The organism is Virgibacillus ihumii (assembly GCF_902726655.1).
Taxonomy (GTDB): Bacteria; Bacillota; Bacilli; order Bacillales; family Amphibacillaceae; genus Lentibacillus; species Lentibacillus ihumii.
Genome location: NZ_CACVAN010000001.1, coordinates 2,575,814 through 2,597,067, shown reverse-complemented (window position 1 = coordinate 2,597,067; position 21,254 = coordinate 2,575,814). Strand labels below are relative to the sequence as shown.

General features: G+C 43.9%; 20 protein-coding genes. 11 read left to right on the top strand and 9 right to left on the bottom strand.

Annotated features, from left to right (window positions below; genetic code table 11):
• Positions 1 to 69: 69 nt before the first annotated feature.
• From HUX68_RS12500 to HUX68_RS12485, 4 genes are all read left to right on the top strand, one after another.
• Positions 70 to 1,455 (top strand): YjiH family protein, encoded by a 1,386-nt coding sequence (locus tag HUX68_RS12500; RefSeq protein ID WP_174615149.1) that lies wholly within the window; start codon positions 70 to 72, stop codon positions 1,453 to 1,455.
• A 250-nt stretch (positions 1,456 to 1,705) separates the two neighbouring features.
• The gene (locus tag HUX68_RS12495) at positions 1,706 to 2,140 is read left to right on the top strand and encodes an SRPBCC family protein (protein WP_174615148.1); all 435 of its coding nucleotides are present in this window, start codon (positions 1,706 to 1,708) and stop codon (positions 2,138 to 2,140) included.
• Positions 2,141 to 2,218: 78 nt separating this feature from the next.
• Positions 2,219 to 3,103, top strand: a complete 885-nt coding sequence (locus HUX68_RS12490) for a VOC family protein (RefSeq protein ID WP_174615147.1) — start codon at positions 2,219 to 2,221, stop codon at positions 3,101 to 3,103.
• Positions 3,104 to 3,225: 122 nt separating this feature from the next.
• Complete coding sequence (locus HUX68_RS12485) at positions 3,226 to 4,413, top strand: aminotransferase-like domain-containing protein (RefSeq protein ID WP_174615146.1); 1,188 nt, start codon at positions 3,226 to 3,228, stop codon at positions 4,411 to 4,413.
• Between the two features lie 31 nt (positions 4,414 to 4,444).
• On the opposite strand, the gene HUX68_RS12480 is transcribed toward HUX68_RS12485, so the two are convergent.
• Complete coding sequence (locus tag HUX68_RS12480) at positions 4,445 to 5,074, bottom strand: TetR/AcrR family transcriptional regulator (protein WP_174615145.1); 630 nt, start codon at positions 5,072 to 5,074, stop codon at positions 4,445 to 4,447.
• A 154-nt stretch (positions 5,075 to 5,228) separates the two neighbouring features.
• Here HUX68_RS12480 and HUX68_RS12475 point away from each other — a divergent pair, with 154 nt between their 5' ends.
• The 4 genes from HUX68_RS12475 (at position 5,229) to HUX68_RS12460 (ending at position 8,413) form a co-directional block, all read left to right on the top strand.
• Positions 5,229 to 5,963 carry a glucose 1-dehydrogenase gene (locus tag HUX68_RS12475; protein ID WP_174615144.1) on the top strand — a complete coding sequence of 245 codons (735 nt, stop codon included), beginning with the start codon at positions 5,229 to 5,231 and terminating at the stop codon, positions 5,961 to 5,963.
• 265 nt (positions 5,964 to 6,228) lie between these two features.
• Positions 6,229 to 7,494: an MFS transporter gene (locus tag HUX68_RS12470; protein WP_246206675.1), complete on the top strand. Its 1,266-nt coding sequence runs from the start codon at positions 6,229 to 6,231 to the stop codon at positions 7,492 to 7,494.
• Positions 7,448 to 8,059, top strand: coding sequence for a TetR/AcrR family transcriptional regulator (locus HUX68_RS12465; protein ID WP_174615143.1), 612 nt, complete (start codon positions 7,448 to 7,450; stop codon positions 8,057 to 8,059). Before HUX68_RS12470 ends, HUX68_RS12465 begins: the two co-directional genes overlap by 47 nt.
• Before the next feature lie 129 nt (positions 8,060 to 8,188).
• Positions 8,189 to 8,413: a hexameric tyrosine-coordinated heme protein gene (locus HUX68_RS12460; RefSeq protein ID WP_174615142.1), complete on the top strand. Its 225-nt coding sequence runs from the start codon at positions 8,189 to 8,191 to the stop codon at positions 8,411 to 8,413.
• Positions 8,414 to 8,926: 513 nt separating this feature from the next.
• Here the strand turns inward: HUX68_RS12460 and HUX68_RS12455 are convergent.
• A complete protein-coding gene (locus HUX68_RS12455) occupies positions 8,927 to 9,811 on the bottom strand; it encodes a fructose bisphosphate aldolase (RefSeq protein WP_174615141.1) in 885 nt (294 codons plus the stop codon).
• Positions 9,812 to 10,085: 274 nt separating this feature from the next.
• Between HUX68_RS12455 and mqo the strand changes: the two genes are divergently transcribed.
• The gene (gene mqo, locus HUX68_RS12450) at positions 10,086 to 11,582 is read left to right on the top strand and encodes a malate dehydrogenase (quinone) (protein WP_174615140.1); all 1,497 of its coding nucleotides are present in this window, start codon (positions 10,086 to 10,088) and stop codon (positions 11,580 to 11,582) included.
• Between the two features lie 287 nt (positions 11,583 to 11,869).
• Here mqo and HUX68_RS12445 read toward each other — a convergent pair whose 3' ends face one another.
• The 4 genes from HUX68_RS12445 to HUX68_RS12430 all read right to left on the bottom strand — a co-directional run bounded on the left by HUX68_RS12445 (position 11,870) and on the right by HUX68_RS12430 (position 16,352).
• Complete coding sequence (locus HUX68_RS12445; RefSeq protein ID WP_174615139.1) at positions 11,870 to 13,807, bottom strand: FtsX-like permease family protein; 1,938 nt, start codon at positions 13,805 to 13,807, stop codon at positions 11,870 to 11,872.
• Positions 13,797 to 14,558: an ABC transporter ATP-binding protein gene (locus HUX68_RS12440; protein ID WP_174615138.1), complete on the bottom strand. Its 762-nt coding sequence runs from the start codon at positions 14,556 to 14,558 to the stop codon at positions 13,797 to 13,799. The genes HUX68_RS12445 and HUX68_RS12440 overlap by 11 nt, the downstream gene beginning before the upstream one ends.
• A 100-nt stretch (positions 14,559 to 14,658) precedes the next feature.
• Positions 14,659 to 15,663: a sensor histidine kinase gene (locus HUX68_RS12435; protein WP_174615137.1), complete on the bottom strand. Its 1,005-nt coding sequence runs from the start codon at positions 15,661 to 15,663 to the stop codon at positions 14,659 to 14,661.
• Positions 15,660 to 16,352, bottom strand: coding sequence for a response regulator transcription factor (locus HUX68_RS12430; RefSeq protein ID WP_174615136.1), 693 nt, complete (start codon positions 16,350 to 16,352; stop codon positions 15,660 to 15,662). Before HUX68_RS12430 ends, HUX68_RS12435 begins: the two co-directional genes overlap by 4 nt.
• Between HUX68_RS12430 and HUX68_RS12425 the strand changes: the two genes are divergently transcribed.
• The gene (locus tag HUX68_RS12425; RefSeq protein WP_174615135.1) at positions 16,351 to 16,620 is read left to right on the top strand and encodes a hypothetical protein; all 270 of its coding nucleotides are present in this window, start codon (positions 16,351 to 16,353) and stop codon (positions 16,618 to 16,620) included. The two genes, HUX68_RS12430 and HUX68_RS12425, sit on opposite strands and share 2 nt — an antisense overlap.
• Positions 16,621 to 16,643: 23 nt before the next feature.
• On the opposite strand, the gene HUX68_RS12420 is transcribed toward HUX68_RS12425, so the two are convergent.
• The 3 genes from HUX68_RS12420 to HUX68_RS12410 all read right to left on the bottom strand — a co-directional run bounded on the left by HUX68_RS12420 (position 16,644) and on the right by HUX68_RS12410 (position 20,415).
• On the bottom strand, positions 16,644 to 17,429 hold the full coding sequence (locus HUX68_RS12420; RefSeq protein ID WP_174615134.1) for a 3-hydroxybutyrate dehydrogenase: 786 nt from the start codon (positions 17,427 to 17,429) through the stop codon (positions 16,644 to 16,646).
• Between the two features lie 182 nt (positions 17,430 to 17,611).
• On the bottom strand, positions 17,612 to 18,916 hold the full coding sequence (locus HUX68_RS12415) for a purine/pyrimidine permease (protein ID WP_174615133.1): 1,305 nt from the start codon (positions 18,914 to 18,916) through the stop codon (positions 17,612 to 17,614).
• Between the two features lie 152 nt (positions 18,917 to 19,068).
• On the bottom strand, positions 19,069 to 20,415 hold the full coding sequence (locus tag HUX68_RS12410) for an MFS transporter (protein WP_174615132.1): 1,347 nt from the start codon (positions 20,413 to 20,415) through the stop codon (positions 19,069 to 19,071).
• A gap of 144 nt (positions 20,416 to 20,559) precedes the next feature.
• On the opposite strand from HUX68_RS12410, the gene HUX68_RS12405 reads away from it, so the two are divergent.
• On the top strand, positions 20,560 to 21,186 hold the full coding sequence (locus tag HUX68_RS12405) for an NUDIX hydrolase (RefSeq protein WP_174615131.1): 627 nt from the start codon (positions 20,560 to 20,562) through the stop codon (positions 21,184 to 21,186).
• Positions 21,187 to 21,254: the final 68 nt, after the last annotated feature.

Sequence of the window (21,254 nt, the reverse complement as noted above, 5' to 3'; positions counted from 1 at the left end):
TATACATAAAATGTTATATTTATAAACATCCAATTGGGGATAATTACAGAAAACGAGGTGGTTCACATGATGATGGAACAACTTGAACAGACCGAACAGGCCACTGTTGAAAAAGAATATACAGCGAAGCAATATATGAAATTTTGGCTGCCTTCCTTGATTGGAGTGCTGCTTTTTCTGGTCCCGATACCTGTGAATGATAAGGTAACCATTGGGCTTGGAATTATGGCGGATGCCTTGCAGTACGCGATTGCGGATTATATTCCGCTATTTATGACAACGGTTATCTGCTTGTCAGCGGTTGGCAGTCTCATTGTAAAATTTACCGATCTCAGCCTTGTGAAAAAGAGCCCATTTTTAACGGCATTATTCGATATTTCATCTTTTTGGCTCATTTCGAGGTGTATCGGGGCGTTATTTGCAGTTGGTACATTGACACAAATCGGTCCTGAATTGATTTGGTCGGAACTTACCGGCGGGGTTATGCTTTATGATTTAATTCCGGTATTAATGGTCTGGTTTTTGTTTGCGTGTTTATTCATGCCGCTGCTGCTGGAGTTCGGCCTGATGGATTTTATCGGAACAATGGTACGTAAAGTGATGTCGCCGTTATTTAAACTGCCTGGCCGTTCGTCGATTGATGCGCTTGCCTCGTGGATGGGAAGCGGAACGGTAGGGGTGCTGTTAACAACACAACAGTACGAATCAGGCTACTATACGAAGCGGGAAGCAGCGGTTGTTGCAACGAATTTTTCGATTGCATCGATTGCGTTCAGTCTGGTTATCGCGAGGTTCCTGAATATCGATCACATGTTTATACAGTTTTATGCGACCGTTGTGGTGACTGGAATCGTTGCTGCGATAGTTTGTCCGCGGATTCCACCGCTATCCCGCAAAAAAGAATTGTATTTGGAGACGGTAGGAAAACAAATTGATGAGGAAGTTCCAGAAAATGTATCCAGTTTCCAGTGGGGAATTCAACAGGCTGTTGAAAAGGCTGGCCAGGTTAAAAGCTATCGGGCTGTTGCCAAAAGCGGGGTACTGAATGTCATTGATATTTGGTTTGCGTTAATCCCGCTGGTTATGGCGTTGGGTACGATCGCACTTGTCATTGCGGAGTTTACTCCTGTATTTAATATTTTGTCTTACCCGTTTGTGCCGTTCCTGCAGTTATTGCAAATTCCGGAAGCACAGGCTGCTGCTCCGGCAATGATTGTCGGTTTTGCGGATATGTTTTTACCTGCAGTTGTTGGCAGCGGGATAGAATCAGAATTGACCCGCTTTGTAATAGGCGTCATGTCGCTGGCACAGTTGATTTACATGTCGGAAATCGGGGTTCTTCTGTTAAAATCAAAAATTCCGATTTCCTTTGTGGAACTGTTTGTTATCTTTTTACAGCGTACGATTGTTACACTGCCGATTGCAGCAATCATGGCTCATGTATTTTTCTTTTAAAATAAAGCGGGACTCTCGAAAGCATTGGTATTCGCCAATGCTTTTTGTTCGGCAGTTAAGAAATCCTTCTTACTGCCTAGTCCAACTATGGTTGTCACTTAAAGGCTTGGTGACAACCAACTTTTCTATTGTATCGGATAAGTGCAAAGTTTTGTTTCCGGAGGGAATAAAAATCATGAAGTAAGAGTTGAATATGATAGCGCTTGCATATATTATTAACTTAAATCTAACAAGGTAGGTGCTGACGTTGATGGAGGCAGGGGAGAAGGAAAAGATAACGATTGAGACGACAGTTCGTGCACCAGTTGAAGTGGTTTGGAAATATTGGACGGAACCACAGCATATTACACAGTGGTCGTTCGCTTCTGATGACTGGCATGCGCCAAATGCGGAGAATGATTTGCGGGCAGGCGGGAGTTTTCTGACACGGATGGAAGCAAAAGACGGCAGCTTCGGATTTGATTTTACTGGCGTGTATGATGATGTGCGGCAACATGAGTACATTGAATACACGATGACCGATGGCAGGAAAGTTGACATTACGTTTACTGATTCAGAAGGTGGCACGAAAATAGTGGAAACATTCGAAGCCGAAGACACCAATTCGATGGAGTTGCAGAAAACAGGCTGGCAGTCTATTCTGGACAATTTTAAAACATACAGTGAAACGATTCCGGAAAAATAATAGTGCAGGAATGTGCCGGGATACTGCGGATGGGGCAAGGTGTTTAAGATGACCAGATAAAGGAAGGGAGAATTTTTCATGCAAAAAATAGTTCCGCATCTTTGGTATGACAGGGAAGCGAAAGAAGCTGTCCAATTCTACATGGGTCTGTTCGAGGATTCAAAACTGTTGAATGTGACAGTTTTGGAAGAGACTCCATCCGGTGATTCAGAGATTGTCAGTTTCCAGTTGGCAGGGCAGGAATTCCAGGCCATCAGTGCAGGCCCTTATTTCACATTTAATCCTGCCGTTTCGTTAATGGTGGCATGCGACAGTGTGGAGGAAGTGAATGCCAAATGGGAAGCGTTAATCGACGGCGGGACTGCATTAATGCCGCTGGGGGAGTACCCGTTTAACAAGTGGTATGGCTGGGTGCAGGATAAATATGGGCTGACCTGGCAGTTGATGCTCAGAGATGACGGACAAGCCGAACAGAAGATTACGCCGAACCTGCTTTTTTCAAGCGATGCGTGCGGAAAGGCTGAGGAGGCTATCAGGTTTTACGCAGATGTTTTTGCGGATGCGGAAATTGGGTCAATCCACAAATATGAAGCGGATGAGGCACAGACATCAAAGGCAAAAGTGAAATATGCCGATTTCCAGCTTAGCGGTATGCATTTTACCGCAATGGATCATGGTATGGAGGGCGACTTCCATTTCAATGAGGCATTTTCGCTGATGGTAAACTGCAAAGACCAGGAAGAGATTGATTATTTCTGGGATAAGCTATCTGCCGTACCTGAAGCTGAACAATGCGGCTGGGTAAAGGATAAGTTTGGTGTTTCCTGGCAGATCGTACCGGACAATATGGAGGAAGTTTTATTTAAAGGACCAAAGGATGAAGCCCGTAGAGCCGCTGATGCAATGCTGAAGATGAAAAAAATGGATATACGTGCTTTGGAAATGGCCCGTGCAGGAAAGTAATAAATTGTAATTATTATCTGGAATAAGCAGGACTAACAGAAAGCATTGGTATTCGCCAATGCTTTCTGTTAGTCTTTCAAGTAAATAAAAATACGTTTGAACGATGAGGGGGAGTGTTTCACGTGAAAATGGAAGGTTATTTTTCAAGAAATATAAAGGATGCATTAAAGAACGATCCGCCGGGGGAATGGATGCCGGTGCTTCCGGATGATTGTATCCGGTTGAGTTCCGGATTCCCTGCACCGGAGCTTGTGCCTGCAGACGGGTTAAAGAATGCGGTTAACCGTTTGCTTGAGGAAGAGGAGGATTTGCCGCTCCATTATCTGGGAAGTCCCAGGTTTGCAAGATTGAAAGATTATATTCAGCAAAGGCTGCAGGAACGCGGGTTAAAGGACGGGGAGGTTCTGGTCACAGCCGGTGCATGTCAGGGAATTGATCTGCTTGCCCGAATTCTCATCGATGATCAGACATTGGTTGCTGTGGAGTCTCCGACATATATGGAGGCTTTGGAAGTCTTTCAAAACTATACAGAGCATTTTATGAGCATCCCCGTGGATGAATACGGACTGCAAACAGACCGGCTGGAGGAAGTGCTTGCAGACAGAAAAGAAAAGGGACTGCCGCTGCCAAAACTTTTATATACCATTCCGACTTTTCAAAACCCGACTGGAACGACAATGTCAACAGAGCGCCGGAAACATGTAGTGGAGCTCGCTGAAAAATTTGATTTCCTGGTTGTCGAGGACGATGCCTATGGCGAGTTATTTTTCGAGGAACAGGCTGTACCGTTAAAAGCAATGGATCATCATGACCGCGTACTGCATGTTGGTTCATTATCCAAGGTTGTTGCACCGGGAATGCGGATTGGCTGGGTAAATGCCGGTCCGGAAGTGATTACAGCTCTTGCCTGGTTTAAAAAGGATTTGGATCATCCGTTTATTCAGGCAACGATGGCGGCCTTTTTGGAAAATACGGATATGGTGCAGCGGCTCAGCCTATTACGGGAGACATACCGGGAAAAGCGTGACGTGATGATTTCCGAATTGGAGAAATCCATGCCGGAAAGGGCTTCCTGGTACATCCCGGAAGGCGGTTATTTTGTATGGATCAAAGTATCAGGTGCGGATACATCGGAATTGCTGCAGGCTGCACTGGATGAAGGGGTATCATTTATCCCCGGGCAGTATTTCTTCCTGAATCACGAAGATGGGAAGGAATTTCTCAGGCTTTCATTTAGTTATGCCAGTCGTGATGAAATAGTTGACGGGGTGCAAAAATTGGGAAACGCGCTCGCGAAATTGCATGGTTGATGGAACGGGGTGCGTTGGTTGCACCCCGCTGTTAAGTCTTTACGTAGGATAGATAAATCTCCTTCATAATTTCCAACTGCTTTAATGACTCCACATCCGATTCGAAAAAGCTTGCCGTGTTGGTTACGGTCAGCTTCCGTGTGAACAGTCCAAAGCTGTTGATGATGGAAACGATATTCTCTTTTGTATTGATATCGTCGCGGATGGAGCCGTCTTCCTTTCCCTCCTGAATAATCATCGTGAACAATTCCGAAATTTCCCCCCTGGCTGCGTAATATAAATCAATGTCTTCCAGCGGTTCCGCGGAATTGGCAGCATAGCTTTCAAACGAATCAATGAACTTCGCAGCATCTTTCGAAGGGTTCAGAAAGATATGAATCAGGTGGTTAAAAATCAGCTCCAATTTCCCAATCGCGGTTGTATCACGGTTCATCAAGATTTCAAATTGAGTGTACTCTTTTTCCATGATGGAAACAGCCGCTGCCACAATCAGTTTATCTTTTTTTGGAAAGTATCGGAATAACGTTGCGATTCCGATTTCCTCCTGATCCGCAATATCCTGCATTTGTACACGCTCCGGACCGGTTTGAATAAATAAATGTTCCGCGGTCTTGATGATGCTGTTGTAACGTTTATTTTTGTTTTGTTCCCGTAATCCCATTGGTTGTTCACCTTTCGTATCGTTGTTTGTATCCCATTATATCGGAAATCAAATCGTTTGTTATATGGTAAAGAGAGAGGTATGATTAAATTATGATAGTCAAACTATCATAATTTTACCGAATAAAAGAAATATAAGCAAGGGAGGAATAGAAATGGGCAGAATTGATGATAAAGTTGCGATTGTAACAGGTGGTGCACGGGGCATGGGAGAATCTCACGTGCGCACATTTGTACGGGAAGGAGCTAAAGTCGTTCTAACCGATTTGAATGAAGAAAGCGGCAAAGCACTGGCTGATGAATTAGGTGAAAACGTGGCATTTGTGAAACAGGATGTAACGAAGGCTGCAGACTGGGAAAATGTTGTGTCCGAGACGGAGAAGATTTTTGGACCAGTTAATATATTGGTTAACAATGCCGGAATTAGTATGAATAAAAGTCTATTTGATATGACCGAGGAAGATTACCGCAAAATTGTGGATATCAATCAAATTTCCGTATTCCATGGCATGAAGACTGTGGTGCCTTCGATGCAAAAATCCGGAAGCGGTTCAATTGTCAATATTTCATCGATGAACGGCCTGGTTGCAGGGGCGATTGGCTATACTGACACGAAATTTGCTGTACGGGGAATGACAAAAGCAGCTGCTGTTCAATTGGGAGGGCTTGGAATCCGTGTTAATTCTGTTCATCCGGGGGTCATCGAAACACCAATGGTGACAGAAGGTGATGCTGTTGATGAAATAAAAGAATTCGCTAAACAAATCCCGGTTAAACGAATGGCGCAATCTGAAGAAGTTTCCAATCTTGTATTATATCTTGCATCGGATGAATCGAGTTACTCAACCGGGTCCGAATTTGTAATTGATGGCGGATTAACGGCGATGTAAAAAATCAGAAGCGTTGTGATGCCTGCATTTTATTAGGCAAGCATCACAACGCTTTTATTTAGTAACGCAAAGAATGTCCATACTCATATAGCTCCGAATCGTAACAGGCAGCTCTCCCAGTGGACTCACCGGATAACCACCCTTCAATGTTAATCAAAAAAAGATGACGGCTATGCCAATTTACAATTGAAAAACGACACTTATGTCGTTATAATAGTAATAAGCAAAAAGACATCAGTGTCGTTTTAAGAAAGAGGAGATCGGAATGAGAAGCTTAGCGAAGAACAAAGGGTATATGACGTTGATGGGCGCGCAGGCGATCTCAAGTATTGGTGACTGGCTCAGTATTGTGGCAATCATAACACTTGTCGGGTTGAAGTGGAACGCCTCACCAATACAGGTTTCGGCTGTTATTCTTTGTTTGGCCGTTCCAATGGCTCTGCTCGGACCGGTTGCCGGAATTGTTGCAGATCGTTTCAGTCGGAAAACAATTATGATTATTTCTGATGTCGTTCGGGCAGGATTGATTCTTGTCCTTACCATCGCAAGTTCGCTCTGGATGGTTTATGCTACCCTGTTTACGATCGGAATATTTTCGGCTGTGTTCATTCCGGCTAAAAATGGTAAGTTGAAAGAAGTGGTCGGGGAAAATGATATGAAAGGTGCCATGTCGATCACCTCGATGATTGATTCCACAACAAAAATTCTCGGTCCGCTTATCAGCGGGGTTCTTGTTGCGGCTTTCGGTTCCCAGCAGGTATTTATAATTGATTCAGCTACATTTGTTGTTTCAGCCGTTCTGCTGCTTTTTTTACCCAATGCAGTAAATATTGAGCATACGGAGGAATCTGAACAGACACAGGAGTCATTCAAACAAGAGTTTGCCATGGGGCTTTCGTTCATTAAATCAAGTCGCTTTATGATAGTCGGGTTACTGATGATGGGGGTTAGTCTCCTGATCCTTCAATCAGCCGACACGCAGCTCATCGTCTTAATTAGGGAGTTAACCAATCCATCGCCCGATTTGTTCGGATATCTCGTTACAGGATCCGGGGCTGGCATGTTCCTTGCTGGCGTTATGCTGGCTAAAAAGACCGATTACCGGGCATATCCGCTTATGCTGATGGGTGTTTGTGGGATTGGACTGAGCTTTGGCATTATGGGAGCACTGACCTATTACGATCTTAGCTATTCGATTATCTGGGCACCGGCGCTCGGATTTACTGCCGGGTTTTCAGCCAGTTTGATTTTCGTGCCATTTCAGGCGACTGTTCAAGTCGATACACCTGTTAACATGACTGGCCGCGTATTTGGCGTAATCAACAGCGTTATGACAACTGCAACGATTATCGGACCGCTGCTTGGCGGCTGGATGGCGACCGTTCTTGGGGTTATCCCCACATTTATAATCACAGCTGGCATGCTGGTTCTTGTGTCATTGATTGGATATTTTACAAGGCGGAAAGTAGATCGGGGGAATTCACATGGCTCCACGCATGAGCGAAGAACATCTGCAGCAACGACGGGCTGATATTATGCATGCCGCAATTGATGTTTTTATCGAACAGGGCTATGCACATACCACGATGAAACATGTTATGGATGCAACCGGTCTCAGTCGTGGCGGGCTTTATCGGTATTTTTCCAATAAAGAAGACTTATTCGAAGCCATTATTGAAAAGCAGCTTAGTGATGCAGCAGCGAATACAGAGCAATTACTGCGAGCGACTGAATCACACTGGGAACTGCTGATGCAGTTGATGTTCGGAAAAAGCGGAAATCCTGACGCTGAAATGGATCCACTCGCCCCAAGCAAGCTGGAATTTTTTATCACAGGCAGAAATGATGGGCGGCGAAAAGCTTATGCCAAAAAAAGGTATGATTTAGGAGTCCGCATTTATAGGGATGTTATTAAGGCCGGTCAGGATGCCGGTGAATTCAGCAATCGTTATGAAAGTGACCTGCTCGCACGTTCTATCATCACGTTTATCGATGGTCTGGCGCTTGAAGACTCCATTCTGCCGGATGATGATGTGCAGCTGGAAAAGCAGTCCGGCCTGTTCGTTGACTATTTGAAAATGGCTTTGGATGTATAAATGGTGCCTGTTCATTCGTGGATGGAAGGCATCTTTCTTTTTTTGGATATTCACCTCATGCCTGTTAAGTGTTTTTGGGAATGTTTCCGATGTGTCCCTTATAGAATATAGTTAAAGGGGGATATTTCTATGAGTGACTGGCTTACAAGCCTAAAAACGGAAACACCGCAGGAAGGATTTGAGTTGGCCATCACCTTGGCAAGGAAGGGCGTGGAATATACCCAGCCATCAGCAGCTATCAGAAAAAAGCTGCGGCCAAAGTATGCACGGAATGCGGATAGTCTGACAATGGTTTCACAAGTAATTGCCATTCACTATCAAACGGTAGCAGCTGCTAATAACTATTGGAAGTGAGAGTGGTTGCAGGTGAAGTGATTCGAGGTAAATGGTTAAACAATTGCTTCGCCTGTGATGACACGGAATATTTTTGTTAAGGAAGGGGACGGATTTTCTGCTTTCAAAGGTGTGGAGGAAGAAGCCTTATCCGTCCCTATGTTAATGTTACATCCCCTTTTAATACCATTTGTCCGTCTTGAGAATCTACATTGGTTAAGCCCTTTTCTTAGCTATGGGAAGTGACTTTAATGAAATGGCTAATAAATGAGGAGACTAAAAGCTGGCTGAAATGAATTGTTAAAGCTATGGCGAATAACGTGCGAAGTCCCGCTGAAACGTGCGAACTTTCACCAAAACGTGCGAACCCATGCCCCAAACGTGCAAAGTCCGGCCGAAACGTGCGAACTCCCACCCAAAACGTGCAAACACCCGCCCCAATCGCACGAACCCCGAGCACTGCTTCAAACAAAAAAAGCGAACAGCCGTTACAGCCGTTCGCTTTTCAAACAAAAATATTTAAATCCCTTATGCTCAAACAGAAGCCTGATAAATCGACTCTACTGCGTCGGCAAGCTCCTTGTTAAATTCTTCATCAGTCTGATCCGCATTTAAATCCTGGCTCAGTGCTCTGGAGAAGCTGGCGATCAGGCCGTCGTTTTCCTTGAGCTTTGCGTTCGCTTCTTCGGTGGAGTAACCGCCGGAAAGTGCAACAACACGAACCACTTTCGGATGATCAATCAGATCTTTGTACATGTCTGTCTTTGTCGGGATGGATAGTTTCAACATGACAGGCTGATCATCACTAAGGTTATCCAAGTGTTTTTTAATTTCCGCTTTCAGCAGTTCCTCACTTTTTTCTTTTTCCGGACTGTTAATGTCCACTTCCGGTTCGATAATTGGAACAAGTCCTGCGTCAATGATCTTATGTCCAATTTCAAACTGCTGATCGACAACAGCTTTGATGCCTTCCGGGTTAGCTTCTTTGATGACGGAGCGCATTTTGGTACCGAAAATATTCCGCTCATTGGCACGCTTTAATGTGTCATCCAAATTATCAATCGGCTTCATCAGTTGAACGCCGTCTTTTTCTTCAGCAAGCCCTTTGTCCACTTTCAAAAATGGTACAACGCCTTTTACGTCTGCCAGATAATCACCGGTGTACTTGCCTTCAATTTCACGGTCCATTGTTTGTTCAAACAAAATCGCACCTAAAATTTTATCGGAATTAAAAGCAGGTGAGGTGATAATTCGAGTCCGCATTTCATGAACCAAATCGAACATTTCATCCTCGTTGGAATATGCACTTTCCGGAATGCCATACGCTGCCAGTGCTTTAGGTGTACTGCCGCCGCTTTGGTCCAGTGCCGCAATAAAACCTTTTCCGTTTTTGATTTTTTCAAATTGATGCTGATTCATCATTACCACTCCTATACGGTATTCTTAATATGCTTAAGCAACCACATATCTCTGATGTTGTGGATGATTTCCCTAACTTTTACTGCTGGCCTGAACAGTTTGTTTCTATTCCAGACAGTAAACATTTTAATCTATATATAATTATGATACAATATATAAGGTTATAATGGAAATAGAAAATATATATTCCAGCGTTGTGGCGGGTATTTTGCAACGTTATCAGGAATACTTGAATTATTCTCAAATCTTATACTGTAAAGAGGGTAAATTTAATATGGGTAGCAAACAATACAGCGCAGACGTTATCTTAGTCGGTGCCGGAATTATGAGTGCAACCTTGGCGACACTGCTGAAGGAATTGGCACCGGATATGAAGATTATCGTGTATGAGAAACTTAATGAAGCAGGCGAGGAAAGTTCAAACGAATGGAATAACGCGGGTACGGGCCATTCTGCATTGTGTGAACTCAACTATACGAAGGAAAAGCCAGATGGATCGATTGATACCAGCAAAGCAACAACAGTTAACGAACAGTTCCGGGTCACCAAGCAATTTTGGGCGCATCTTGTACAGCAGAAATTGCTCAAAAATCCCGGGAATTTTATTAAGCCTTTGCCGCATATGAGCATGGTACAAGGGGAAGACAGTGTAAACTTTTTAAAGAAACGTTTTGCGGCGTTGTCGGATAATCCGTTATTTGAAGGGATGGAGTTTTCCGAGGATCCGGAAACACTGATGGAGTGGTTTCCACTTATTATGCAGGACCGTACATCGGACGAACCGATTGCCGCAACAAAAATCGACTCCGGAACGGACGTTAATTTTGGTGCGTTAACACGCAAATTGTTTGAACACTTGGAGCAGACCGATGTGGAAGTTAATTACGGGCATACGGTTGATGACATTACCCAAATGGACGATGGCACATGGGAAGTAAAAGTGCACAGTGACGAAAAAATTGAACATCGCACCGCACGATTTGTTTTCATCGGTGCCGGTGGAGGAGTATTGCCGTTACTGCAAAAAACCGGTATCCCTGAGTCGAAACATCTTGGCGGTTTTCCGGTGAGCGGACTGTTTATGGTGTGCAACAATCCGGATGTGATTGAGCAGCATCATGCGAAAGTGTACAGCAAAGCCGCAGTCGGTGCTCCGCCGATGTCCGTACCGCATCTGGACACACGCTTTATCGAAAATAAAAAGTCGCTGCTGTTTGGACCGTTTGCTGGTTTTTCACCGAAATTCCTCAAAACCGGTTCAAATATGGATTTATTTGGCTCAGTCAAGCCGTATAACGTGTTGACGATGCTGGCATCAGGAGCGAAAAATATTCCATTGACGAAATACTTAGTCGAGCAGCTGATGTTATCAAAAGAACAACGCATGGAAGAATTGCGTGCATTTATCCCGAATGCCAAGAGCGCGGATTGGGACTTGGTCGTAGCAGGTCAGCGTGTTCAGGTTATTAAGGATACTGAGGGCGGCGGCAAAGGAACGCTTCAGTTCGGCACAGAGCTTATCAGTTCATCTGACGGCTCAATTGCAGCGCTGCTTGGCGCTTCACCAGGTGCTTCAACTGCAGTTCCGATTATGCTGGAAATACTGGCGAAATGTTTCCCGCAGCAGATGGAGGAATGGGAACCAAAAATTAAAGAAATGATTCCTTCATATGGTAAATCATTAAAAGATAATCCGGAGCTTCTTCAGAAAACCAACGCAATGACTGCAGAAGCACTGGGTTTAAACGAAAATACAGTTCAAAAAGCATAAATTGCCGGAAACGGCATTTTATGCTTTTTCTTTTCGGATGTGCAATGCAGTTATTTTGAGGAGCGGCTGCTTTCCGCTGAATACCGAATATCGGTTTTGCCGATTTTAGAAAGTGACTTTCCTTTGGTTCAATTGTGACTTCTAACACTTACTTTGTGAACTTCTAGTACTTCAATTGTGAACTTCTAACAGTTAAATCGGATATTCGAGCAGTTTCATGAAAACTTCTAGCACTTCACTTTTTTTCTTCAAAAAGAAAGCCCCAGCTAATGACTGGAGCTTTTCGTTTATAATGATGCCTTTATAATCTTCCTGTAATATTGCACCGACAGTATTCCGAAGATGGAGTACAGAATAGCATATAAAACCATCACGGCAATCATTGGCGTCCAAAGTTCCGTTCCAAACAGGAACCAGCCTGATTTTACCGCAAAATAACTGTGTACCAAGCCGACGACCAGCGGGATCCCAAAATTGAGAATCTGCTTGACCCTAATTCCTTTCAGCAAGTCGTCCTGCGTGAAACCGAGCTTTCGCAGAATTGTGTAATTCGGCTTTTCCTCTTCACTCTCGGTCATTTGCTTGAAGTACAGAATACAGCCGGATGTAATCAGAAATGCAAGTGCAAGAAATCCGACGATAAAAATGGTGAATCCCATATTTTGCTTTAAGGAATTGCTTATCTCCAATTGTGAGCTGTGGCCGTACTTTTCTCCAAACTTCTGTTGGAAAAGTTCGTTCGCTTTACTTATATCATGTTGAACATCGAACCCAAAATATGTGGAATACTCACTTTTTATCGATGGATCAATATCATCTTCCAATTTTTGATAGACAGTTTTATCGACGACTGCCGCCGGGAATCCGCCGCCTGCTATTATCGTCGGCAAAACCTGGATGTCTTTCATTCCTTTGTATTTTAGACGGATGGTGTTGTTTTGTCCGGATAAGGTCATCTTTCCATTATCTTTAAAAGACATAGCCTTCTTCAATAATCCGCTTGGATTAACGAATACCGTTTCATCCTTTGAAACATTGACTTCTTCAATCTTCTCATCGCTGACTACCGCCATGTGTGTTATACCGGGATTGAACGTTTGACTTTTCGGTACGGATTCAAGTATATCCGTAATATTTGCCGTGGCTTGGAAAAAGTCAACGTGGCTTATTTCATAATTAATCCCGTGATCATCCAGCATTTGCTGAAACTTCTCCGCATTCTCTTCATTCGCAATGCCAAAATCATTTGGTACCCGTTCCTCAGCTGTTTGTTCCACTGAATAATAGGAAATATAGCTTAATGATGCCAGTCCGATAGCCAGCGCCGATACAGTGGTAATGACCGTCAGCAGCAGGGCATTTGATTTCATCCGGAACATAATCGATGACAGGGACAATACTTCTTTTATCGATAAATAACCGTTTTTCTTTTTTCGGATCAGGTAAAAGATAAAGCTTACGGATCCTTTGTAAAAAAGATATGTTCCTAGGATGACCGAGCCAAGTATGGCAATCATGACAAAAAATAACCCCATCGTTCCTGCAAAACCACCGCTAAACAGTCTAGTGGACAGATAGTATCCAAATATAATCAGAACCAGACCCAATATGCCGATGGCCATTTGAAACCATGACAGCTTTTTAATATTTCCTTCTGATGCTGACTTGACCTGAAAGAGTGCCAGGATACTCTGCCGTTTGATAAATATAAAATTCATCAGCATGATCAGACAGTAAATGGCCGCGAAAACAATTAGTGTCTGGCTGAGCGCCGACCCGGAAAAATGCAGTTGGGCAACCCCCTGAATGCCGGTTAGCTGCATAATAACCATCAGAAACAGTTTGGAAGAAGCGAATCCCAGAAAAATTCCAATCAGCATCGAGCCAAAATACAGAACGAGATTTTCCACCGTCAGGATTTGAAAGATTTTTCCCTTCGTAAATCCGACTAATTGGAACAGCCCGATTTCTTTGCTCCGCCGTTTGATAAACAGGCTGTTTGCATACAGCAGAAAGACACCGACAATCGCAATCAGCAAAACAGAAGCGGCTCTCAGTCCGGCTGCACCTTTAATTGATCCTTTTGCAGTATCCATGGAAGGATCATACTGTAGTGTTACAAATGCAAAATAAAGCGCGACACTGAAAATTAGAGCAAATACATACAGATAGTACGTCTTGAGATTCTTGCGCAGATTGCGGTAGATGAGCTGACTAATTTTCATAGTTTATCCCACCAAGAACGCCTTGTGTTTTGATGATGTCTTTGAAAAAGGACTGCCGTGATTCATCACTTCTATTCAGCTGCGTATAAATTTGTCCGTCTTTAATAAAAATTGCTCGCGATGAATAGCTCGCTGCTGCAGGGTCGTGTGTAACCATAACGATTGTCGCGTTCCGTTTTTCATTTAACTCGCTTAATTTATCAAGAAGATTGGATGCGGATTTTGAATCCAGTGCGCCTGTTGGTTCATCCGCAAAAATAATGCTCGGATCATGAATGAAAGCCCGTGCTGCTGATGTGCGCTGCTTTTGTCCGCCTGAGATCTCATTCGGATACTTAGCCTGAACATCCAAAATACCAAGTTCAGCGGCGATAGCCTGAAACATTTTATCAGCAGCCTTTTTGGAAACTTTTTGGATCGATAAAGGCAGCAATATATTTTCTTTTACCGTTAATGTGTCCAGCAGATTATACTCTTGGAAAATGAATCCGAGGTGACGTTTCCGGAATTCGGCAAGCTGCTTGTTTTTCATGGCTGTCAGCTCGTTGCCGTTAATAACGATGGAACCCTGACTAACTTTGTCAATCGAAGAAAGCACATTCAGTAAGGTTGTTTTGCCTGATCCCGATGCCCCCATAATACTGACAAACTCACCTTTATTGACCTGTAAATCCAGGCCAGTTAATACTTCCTGCCGGTTAAATTTATTACCATAGCTTTTTGAAATTTTGCTTGCGTTCAGTACTGTCAAAATGAACACTCCCTGTTAATTGCTATCTTCATCATAAAACAGATTTAAGTCTGATTCCTTCGATTCCGCTAACAAAACAGGAAAACATGTGACATTATCGTCACATGTCTGTAATGCTGAGAAATTCATTCTTGTTTGGGAAGGTAAGTGTAAATGTTGTGCCTTTTCCCGGTTTAGACTGTACGTCAATATGAATGTGCATGACATCAGCAACTCTTTTGGTTAAGTATAATCCCATCCCTGTTGATGAACTGTTGTCGTGATCGATTGTAGAGGTGAACCCTTTGTCAAAAATCCGCGGCATGTCTTTGGCGTCAATGCCGCGGCCCTGGTCTTTGATTGCCAGCTTGACGAGATCATCCTCTATAAACGACTGAATCGTGATTTCCGATGCCTCACTGTATTTCAGTGCGTTAGTCAACAGCTGCCTGACAATAAAGCTGAGCCATTTAGCATCACTGGTAATGGAAGGAACGTCAATGGATATGTCAAAACCAATGCCTTTTTGGATACACCATGATTGCAAGTCTCTGATTTCACGATGGATCAGTGATTCCAGTTGGACGGTTTCCATGTACAGGTCATTATGTACAAACGGTATTCGCTTTTGATGGAGCTGCCGGTCCAGCAGCAGATGAATCCGGAGCCATTCATACATGAGCTGAGATTTTAACGTTGAGTCTTCTATTCGTTCCAGCTTCAGATGCATCGCGGTTAATGGCGTTTTTACATCATGAATCCAGGACATGAGGTCATCTTTCTCCTGTTCAACACTCTGGCGGTTTTCCGAAATATTCTTTGTGTATTGTTTTGTTTGAAGCGTCATACCTTCTTCAACGATTTTTTCAAATGGACTTTCAGCAGATTCTATGGTCGCCAGGTCATACGTTTTGTCCCAATTGTGAAGGCTTTGATAGAAGCTTGTTTCTTTTCGGTATCGAGTGATGAAAAAGATGGTAAACACAATCAGCGAAATAAACACGATATACAGGCTGGACCTGAACGGGATGGTCGGATCGATCGCTGCAATAAATAACGTAATTCCCTGAAGGATGATAATCAACAAAATCCAGCTGCGCCGTTCTTTCAGGTAGCTTGTAATCATGAAGATTCTCCCTCCAATGCAATATAGCCCTGCCCGACCTTCGTTTCGATATACTTGCCGAGGTGGAGTTCCCCGAGTTTTTTCCGCAGCCGGTTGACATTGACGGTTAATGTATTATCACTTACAAACCGTTCATCATCCCAAAGGTATTGTATTAATTTTTCCCTGCTGACAATTTGATTTTTATGTTCAATCAGGACTTTTAAAATAAACATCTCATTCTTGGTCAGCTCCACTTCACCCGCATCATTTGCAACGGTATTTTTCGCATAGTCAACGCTCGCGCCGCACCATGTTCTGAGTTCGATTGTATTTTCCGTATTGTAGTTATATACCCGGCGCAGGATGGCCTGCACCTTGGCAATTAGCACATCAAAATGGAATGGTTTTTGAATGAAGTCATCCGCTCCCATTTGCATGGACATGACCATATCTGTCGGGTGATCGCGTGATGACAGAAAAATGATCGGCACATTGGAATGGGCACGGATGAGCCGGCACCAATGGAAACCGTCAAATTTGGGCAATGTAATATCGATGATGACCAAGTCAGGTTTGACGGTGGTAAACTCCCTGATGACATTGCCAAAATCCTTAATCCCATGCACCTCAAAGGACCATTGAGATAACCTGTCACGGATCTCCTCAAAAAGCGTCCTGTCATCTTCAATCAGTAGAATTTTAGACATGTTATTTTCACCACACTGTCGGAATACTATTTGTGCCTTTCCGGGCAGATATCTTTATTTAATCAACGGTTGGGTCAGAACATCAACCGCTGGACGAGAACATCAACCGCTAGGCGAGAACATCAACTGTACCAGGGAAACATCAACCGCTGGGCGAGAACATCAACTGTACCAGGAAAACATCAACCGCTGGGCGAGAACATCAACCGTACCAGGGAAACATCAACCGCTGGACGAAAACATCAACCGTCAGATGTCCTGTTCCTGAAAAGAGCAATGTATTTTAACCGTTCACTGTGCTGTATATCCGCCGTCCAAAATTACAGCCTGGCCTGTGATGCCCTTTGCTTTTTCGCTGGCGATAAAGACGGCGTAATCGGCAATTTCCTGGACGTCCAGCAGCCGGTGCTGCGGGACGAGCGGATAAATTACTTCCTCCATGACTTTTTCAACCGGGATGTCCCGTGTATCGGCAATTTCCTGCAGCTGATTTCGGACAAGCGGTGTATCAACATAGCCCGGGCAGAGTGCATTGACTGTGATTCCGTCAGCAGCACCTTCCAATGCCGCTACTTTTGACAGTCCGATCAACCCGTGCTTGGCACTGTTGTAAGCAGCTTTTCCGGCAAAGCCGATGACACCGTTGATTGATGCCATGTTGATAATGCGGCCGTACCCTTGTTTTCGCATAATCGGAAATACTTTTTTGATTGCCATGAATGGTGCGGTAACCATTATTTTCTGCATGAGTTCGAATTTTTCAGTCGGGAAATTTTCGATAGCGGATACATGCTGTAACCCGGCATTATTAACCACAATATCAAGCCGTCCATAGGTTTCAACGGTTTTATCAATGGCTTTTGTCAATTGTTCTTCATTGGTAACATCACAGACAGTGGCGAGTGCTTCGTAGCCTTTTTCGGTCAGCTGGTTGGCAGCTTGTTGTGCCGCTTCATCTTTTAAATCGGAAATAACCACTGTTGCACCCTGTTTGGAAAATTCCTGGGCGATCTCCAGGCCGATTCCGCTGGCAGCACCTGTTATAAACGCAACTTTTTGCTGCAATTCCTGACTCATAAGTATCCCTCCAATTTGTATCATCAACTTCCTATTAGTTTATACCCTTTTGGGTGAAGATGAAATAATTATCTTATCGTTTCAATTCGTCAAATCGGCGGTAATAAAGCCATTGGCAAAAATCACCTTGCAGTAACCAAAACATCTTCCGGGCAAAAATCGTACTCCGGAGAAGCCGCTTTTTAATGTGCCCGATAATGGAATTGTTTTTCTTTCCGTCTGTTCATTCGGCTCACTAATGTTTCAAGTATTATCGCAATTACCGAACCAAAAACGAGACCATTACTCAGAATGGACACCAGTACCGGCGGCATTTCCGCAAATGCCTCAGAAGGAATAAACATCGTGCCAATTCCTGCAAATAAGGATATGCTGATTACCCGGAATAGGACGGTTTTGTTTTCAACTGTTTCAAATTGCCGGAAAGCCAAACTGATGATGCTGGCGAAAACCGGAAAAATGGCTGCATATCCGACAGCTTCAGGGAGTGATGCGACAAATGCTGTAAATGGCGGAAATAAGCTGATAACTACGATAATCAGTGAACCTATGATAAACGGCTTTTTGCTTGTAATGTTGGTCGTTTCAATAAACCCGGCGGAACCGGAAATAGGAACAGCTCCGATTGCTGAAAACAAGCCGCCCAATAATTGGTTGACCCCTGAGATCATTCCGGTCTGCTTTAAACGATTGGTTTCAACTGTAACATGCTGGCGTTCGAGAACTTGTTGAACCACCCTTACTGTAGCAAGCAGGTTTGCCAGCAGCAATAATGTAATAACAATAACCATGATGATCATGGTGGGATCAATTCTTGGTGATCCGAATGCAAAGATTTCTGGCAGTTTGAAATAGCTGTTGACCGTCGTGATAGGCTTGGCAAGGCCGAAAATGGAAAATAACAGCCATCCGAAAATAATACTGAACAGGACAGAGTAATGTCCGATTTTAGGAATTTTCATAATGCAATACGAAAGAATGACAATCACTATGGAAAGCAGCAAAACATTGGATTGAACCGTTTGCTGGCCGCCGGTAAGGCCAAACATTCCATGAAAAAAAGAACTGCTTAACTGTGCAACCAGCAGAATTAAGTAGATCCCGACAATCGTTGGTGTGAACAGCTTTGCCAGTTTTTCCACCAGCCCGAATATACTTAACAGAATAAAGATGACGCCGCTTAACAAAAAGGCATACTGTAAAACGCGCAATGTTTCTATATGTGATCCGTATAAAACGACACCCAATCCGGCGTATAAAGAGAAAACACCCCACCAAAGACCGGCGGGCCCTTCCTGCACCGGCATATGATGTCCGAAAAGGGCTTGCAAAATGCCGGCAAGTCCGAGTACGAATAAAGTCCGCTGTACAAATTCGATTGTTGCAATGTCATGAAGTCCGTAGCTGGAGGCGATGGCAATCGGAACTACAACACTGCTCATTAATATGAATAGTGCCCACTGCAGGGACGAAAAAATAATCTTCAACCTTACCTACACCCATTTCTGAATTTATGATTTTCCGGTTTAGCATGATGTGTTTAAGCCGCTGGTTGTTAGCGAAAATGTGTGAACAGCCGGCAATTTTTATCAGGACATTGTTGCAGGAAAACTATGTTTACTGATCAGCTTGTTCACATTCAAGCAACTGCCCGCTTTCCCGGCATCCGGATGGAAAGAAACAATGTGAATGCACAGAATACAAGATTGATTACGGCAACGATGTGGAAGTGCTGCACATCAATTTGATCATTAAAGAAAATACCGAGCAGTGCCGTCGATAAAATAGCTCCCAGGTACCGGCTTGTTTGAAATAATCCGGCAGCTGCCCCGGTCTTCTCCGGTTCCGCAAATCTGAATAGTGACGTCTGCATGCCAATATTGTTAAATCCATTGCTCATCCCAATTACGGACATCACGACCAGCAGACCGATCAATGGAGTTGTCTGATGGATAAGCAGAAGCAGTGCGGTTCCCAGAGTCAGTGCAATCGCGCCGGTGAGCACTGCTGGTTTTGACCCGCGATGATCAATCCACCTGCCGGCAAGCGGTGCAATAATGACTCCGAACCCAGCCATTGCCAGCATAATCAGTCCTGTGGTGCCTTCGCTGTAGCCCCGTACCTGCAACAGAAAGGTGGGCAGTCCGTAAAAATAGCAATAATAGACGATATTAATGCTGATAAATTGCAGATAGACAAGCATCACATTCGTATTGTTTTTTAAAGCATCCAAGTCAATAAACGGAAACCGCCGTCGTTTTTCATACAGATAGAATAATATGAAAGCAGCGGTAAATATCGGTATTGTCCAGTAGCGGATGTCATCTTTTAACGAAAGCAGGAATAGAATTAAAAATACGATGGACACGGAAAACAGGCTGATTCCGCCGAAATCAATCCGTCCAAGTGCTATTTTACCGCCGCTCTGTTTTGGCAAAATAAGCAGTGCCATCATAAAGGAAATTACAATAAACGGCAGGTTAATAAGAAAAATAGCTTCCCAGTCAAATCCTTCAATAAGAAATCCGCCGATTGTCGGCCCAAATGCTGCTGAAACGGATGAAAAAACTGCTAGAACAGATAATGCTTTTGCCTGGCCGGTAGTTATATAGTTTCGCACCATCGCCATCCCGCTCGGAAACAGGGAGGAGCTGCCTAAAGCCTGCAGTGCACGGCATCCGAGCAGCCACCCGAAATTTGCAATTAACGGTGCCAGCGCAGAGGACAAAGCGACAAGAAGTAACCCGGTCAGAAATAACTTTTTCTGACCGAACATGTCGCCAAGCTTTCCCATTACCGGCTGTCCGACTGCACTTACCAAATAGAAAATGGAGATCAGCCAGGTCGCGCTTGCAAAGGAAAGGTCCAGAATATGCTGCAATCGGGTCAGTGCTACCGAAATCATGGATGAATTCAACGGATTAAGCAATGTACCTAGCCCGATTGTCAGGACGAGCAGCCATGGTTTTTTTATTGTCGTGTTCATATGCAAAATCTCCTGGGTAAAATCACTTCTGTCTTCCATTGTACAGAAAATTTGGCGGGAATTCCTGTTTGAAATCTTGTAATCAGCCTGGTGATGGTTACACATGTTATACTGATAGAAATATAGAAATTCCGGGGTGGAAATATGGATTTGAATTCGATTCAGCAAAAATTGAAAAAACATTCCCCTTCCGTGTTGGGAAGTAAGGCTTTTTCAAAGTATGCGGTTTTGCTGCCGTTAATTCAAAAAACGGATGATATTCATGTTTTATTTGAGGTCCGGTCACATAAAATGCGCCGACAGCCGGGGGAAATCTGTTTTCCGGGAGGACGAATGGACCCGCAGGATAAAACGGATCAGGATACAGCTGTCAGAGAAACAACGGAAGAACTGGGCATCAGTGCGAAGCAAATTACCGATGTATTCCCACTTGATTTTCTGGTCTCCCCTTTTGGCATGATGATTTATCCGCACGCCGGACTGATTCATGATCCTGAATCGGTTCAGCCCAACCCTTCCGAAGTGGATGAAGTGTTTGAAGTTCCCCTGTCCTTTTTCCTGAACAATCCGCCGCAAGTGCATTACGTGCATGCCAGGATGGAACCGGAAACCGGTTTTCCGCATGAACTTCTTCCAGGCGGAAGGAACTACAATTGGCACCCCAGAAAAATAGATGAATTGTTTTATGTTTATGGAGATAAAGTTATTTGGGGACTCACAGCCAAGATATTGACCCATTTTGTGGAATTGATTGGTAAGGAACAGGGATAAAAAATTCTTCCCTGTTTTGTCTGAAGGAAACTTTCTTGAATCGGCATTTTGTGCCGGGCTTTTTCTTT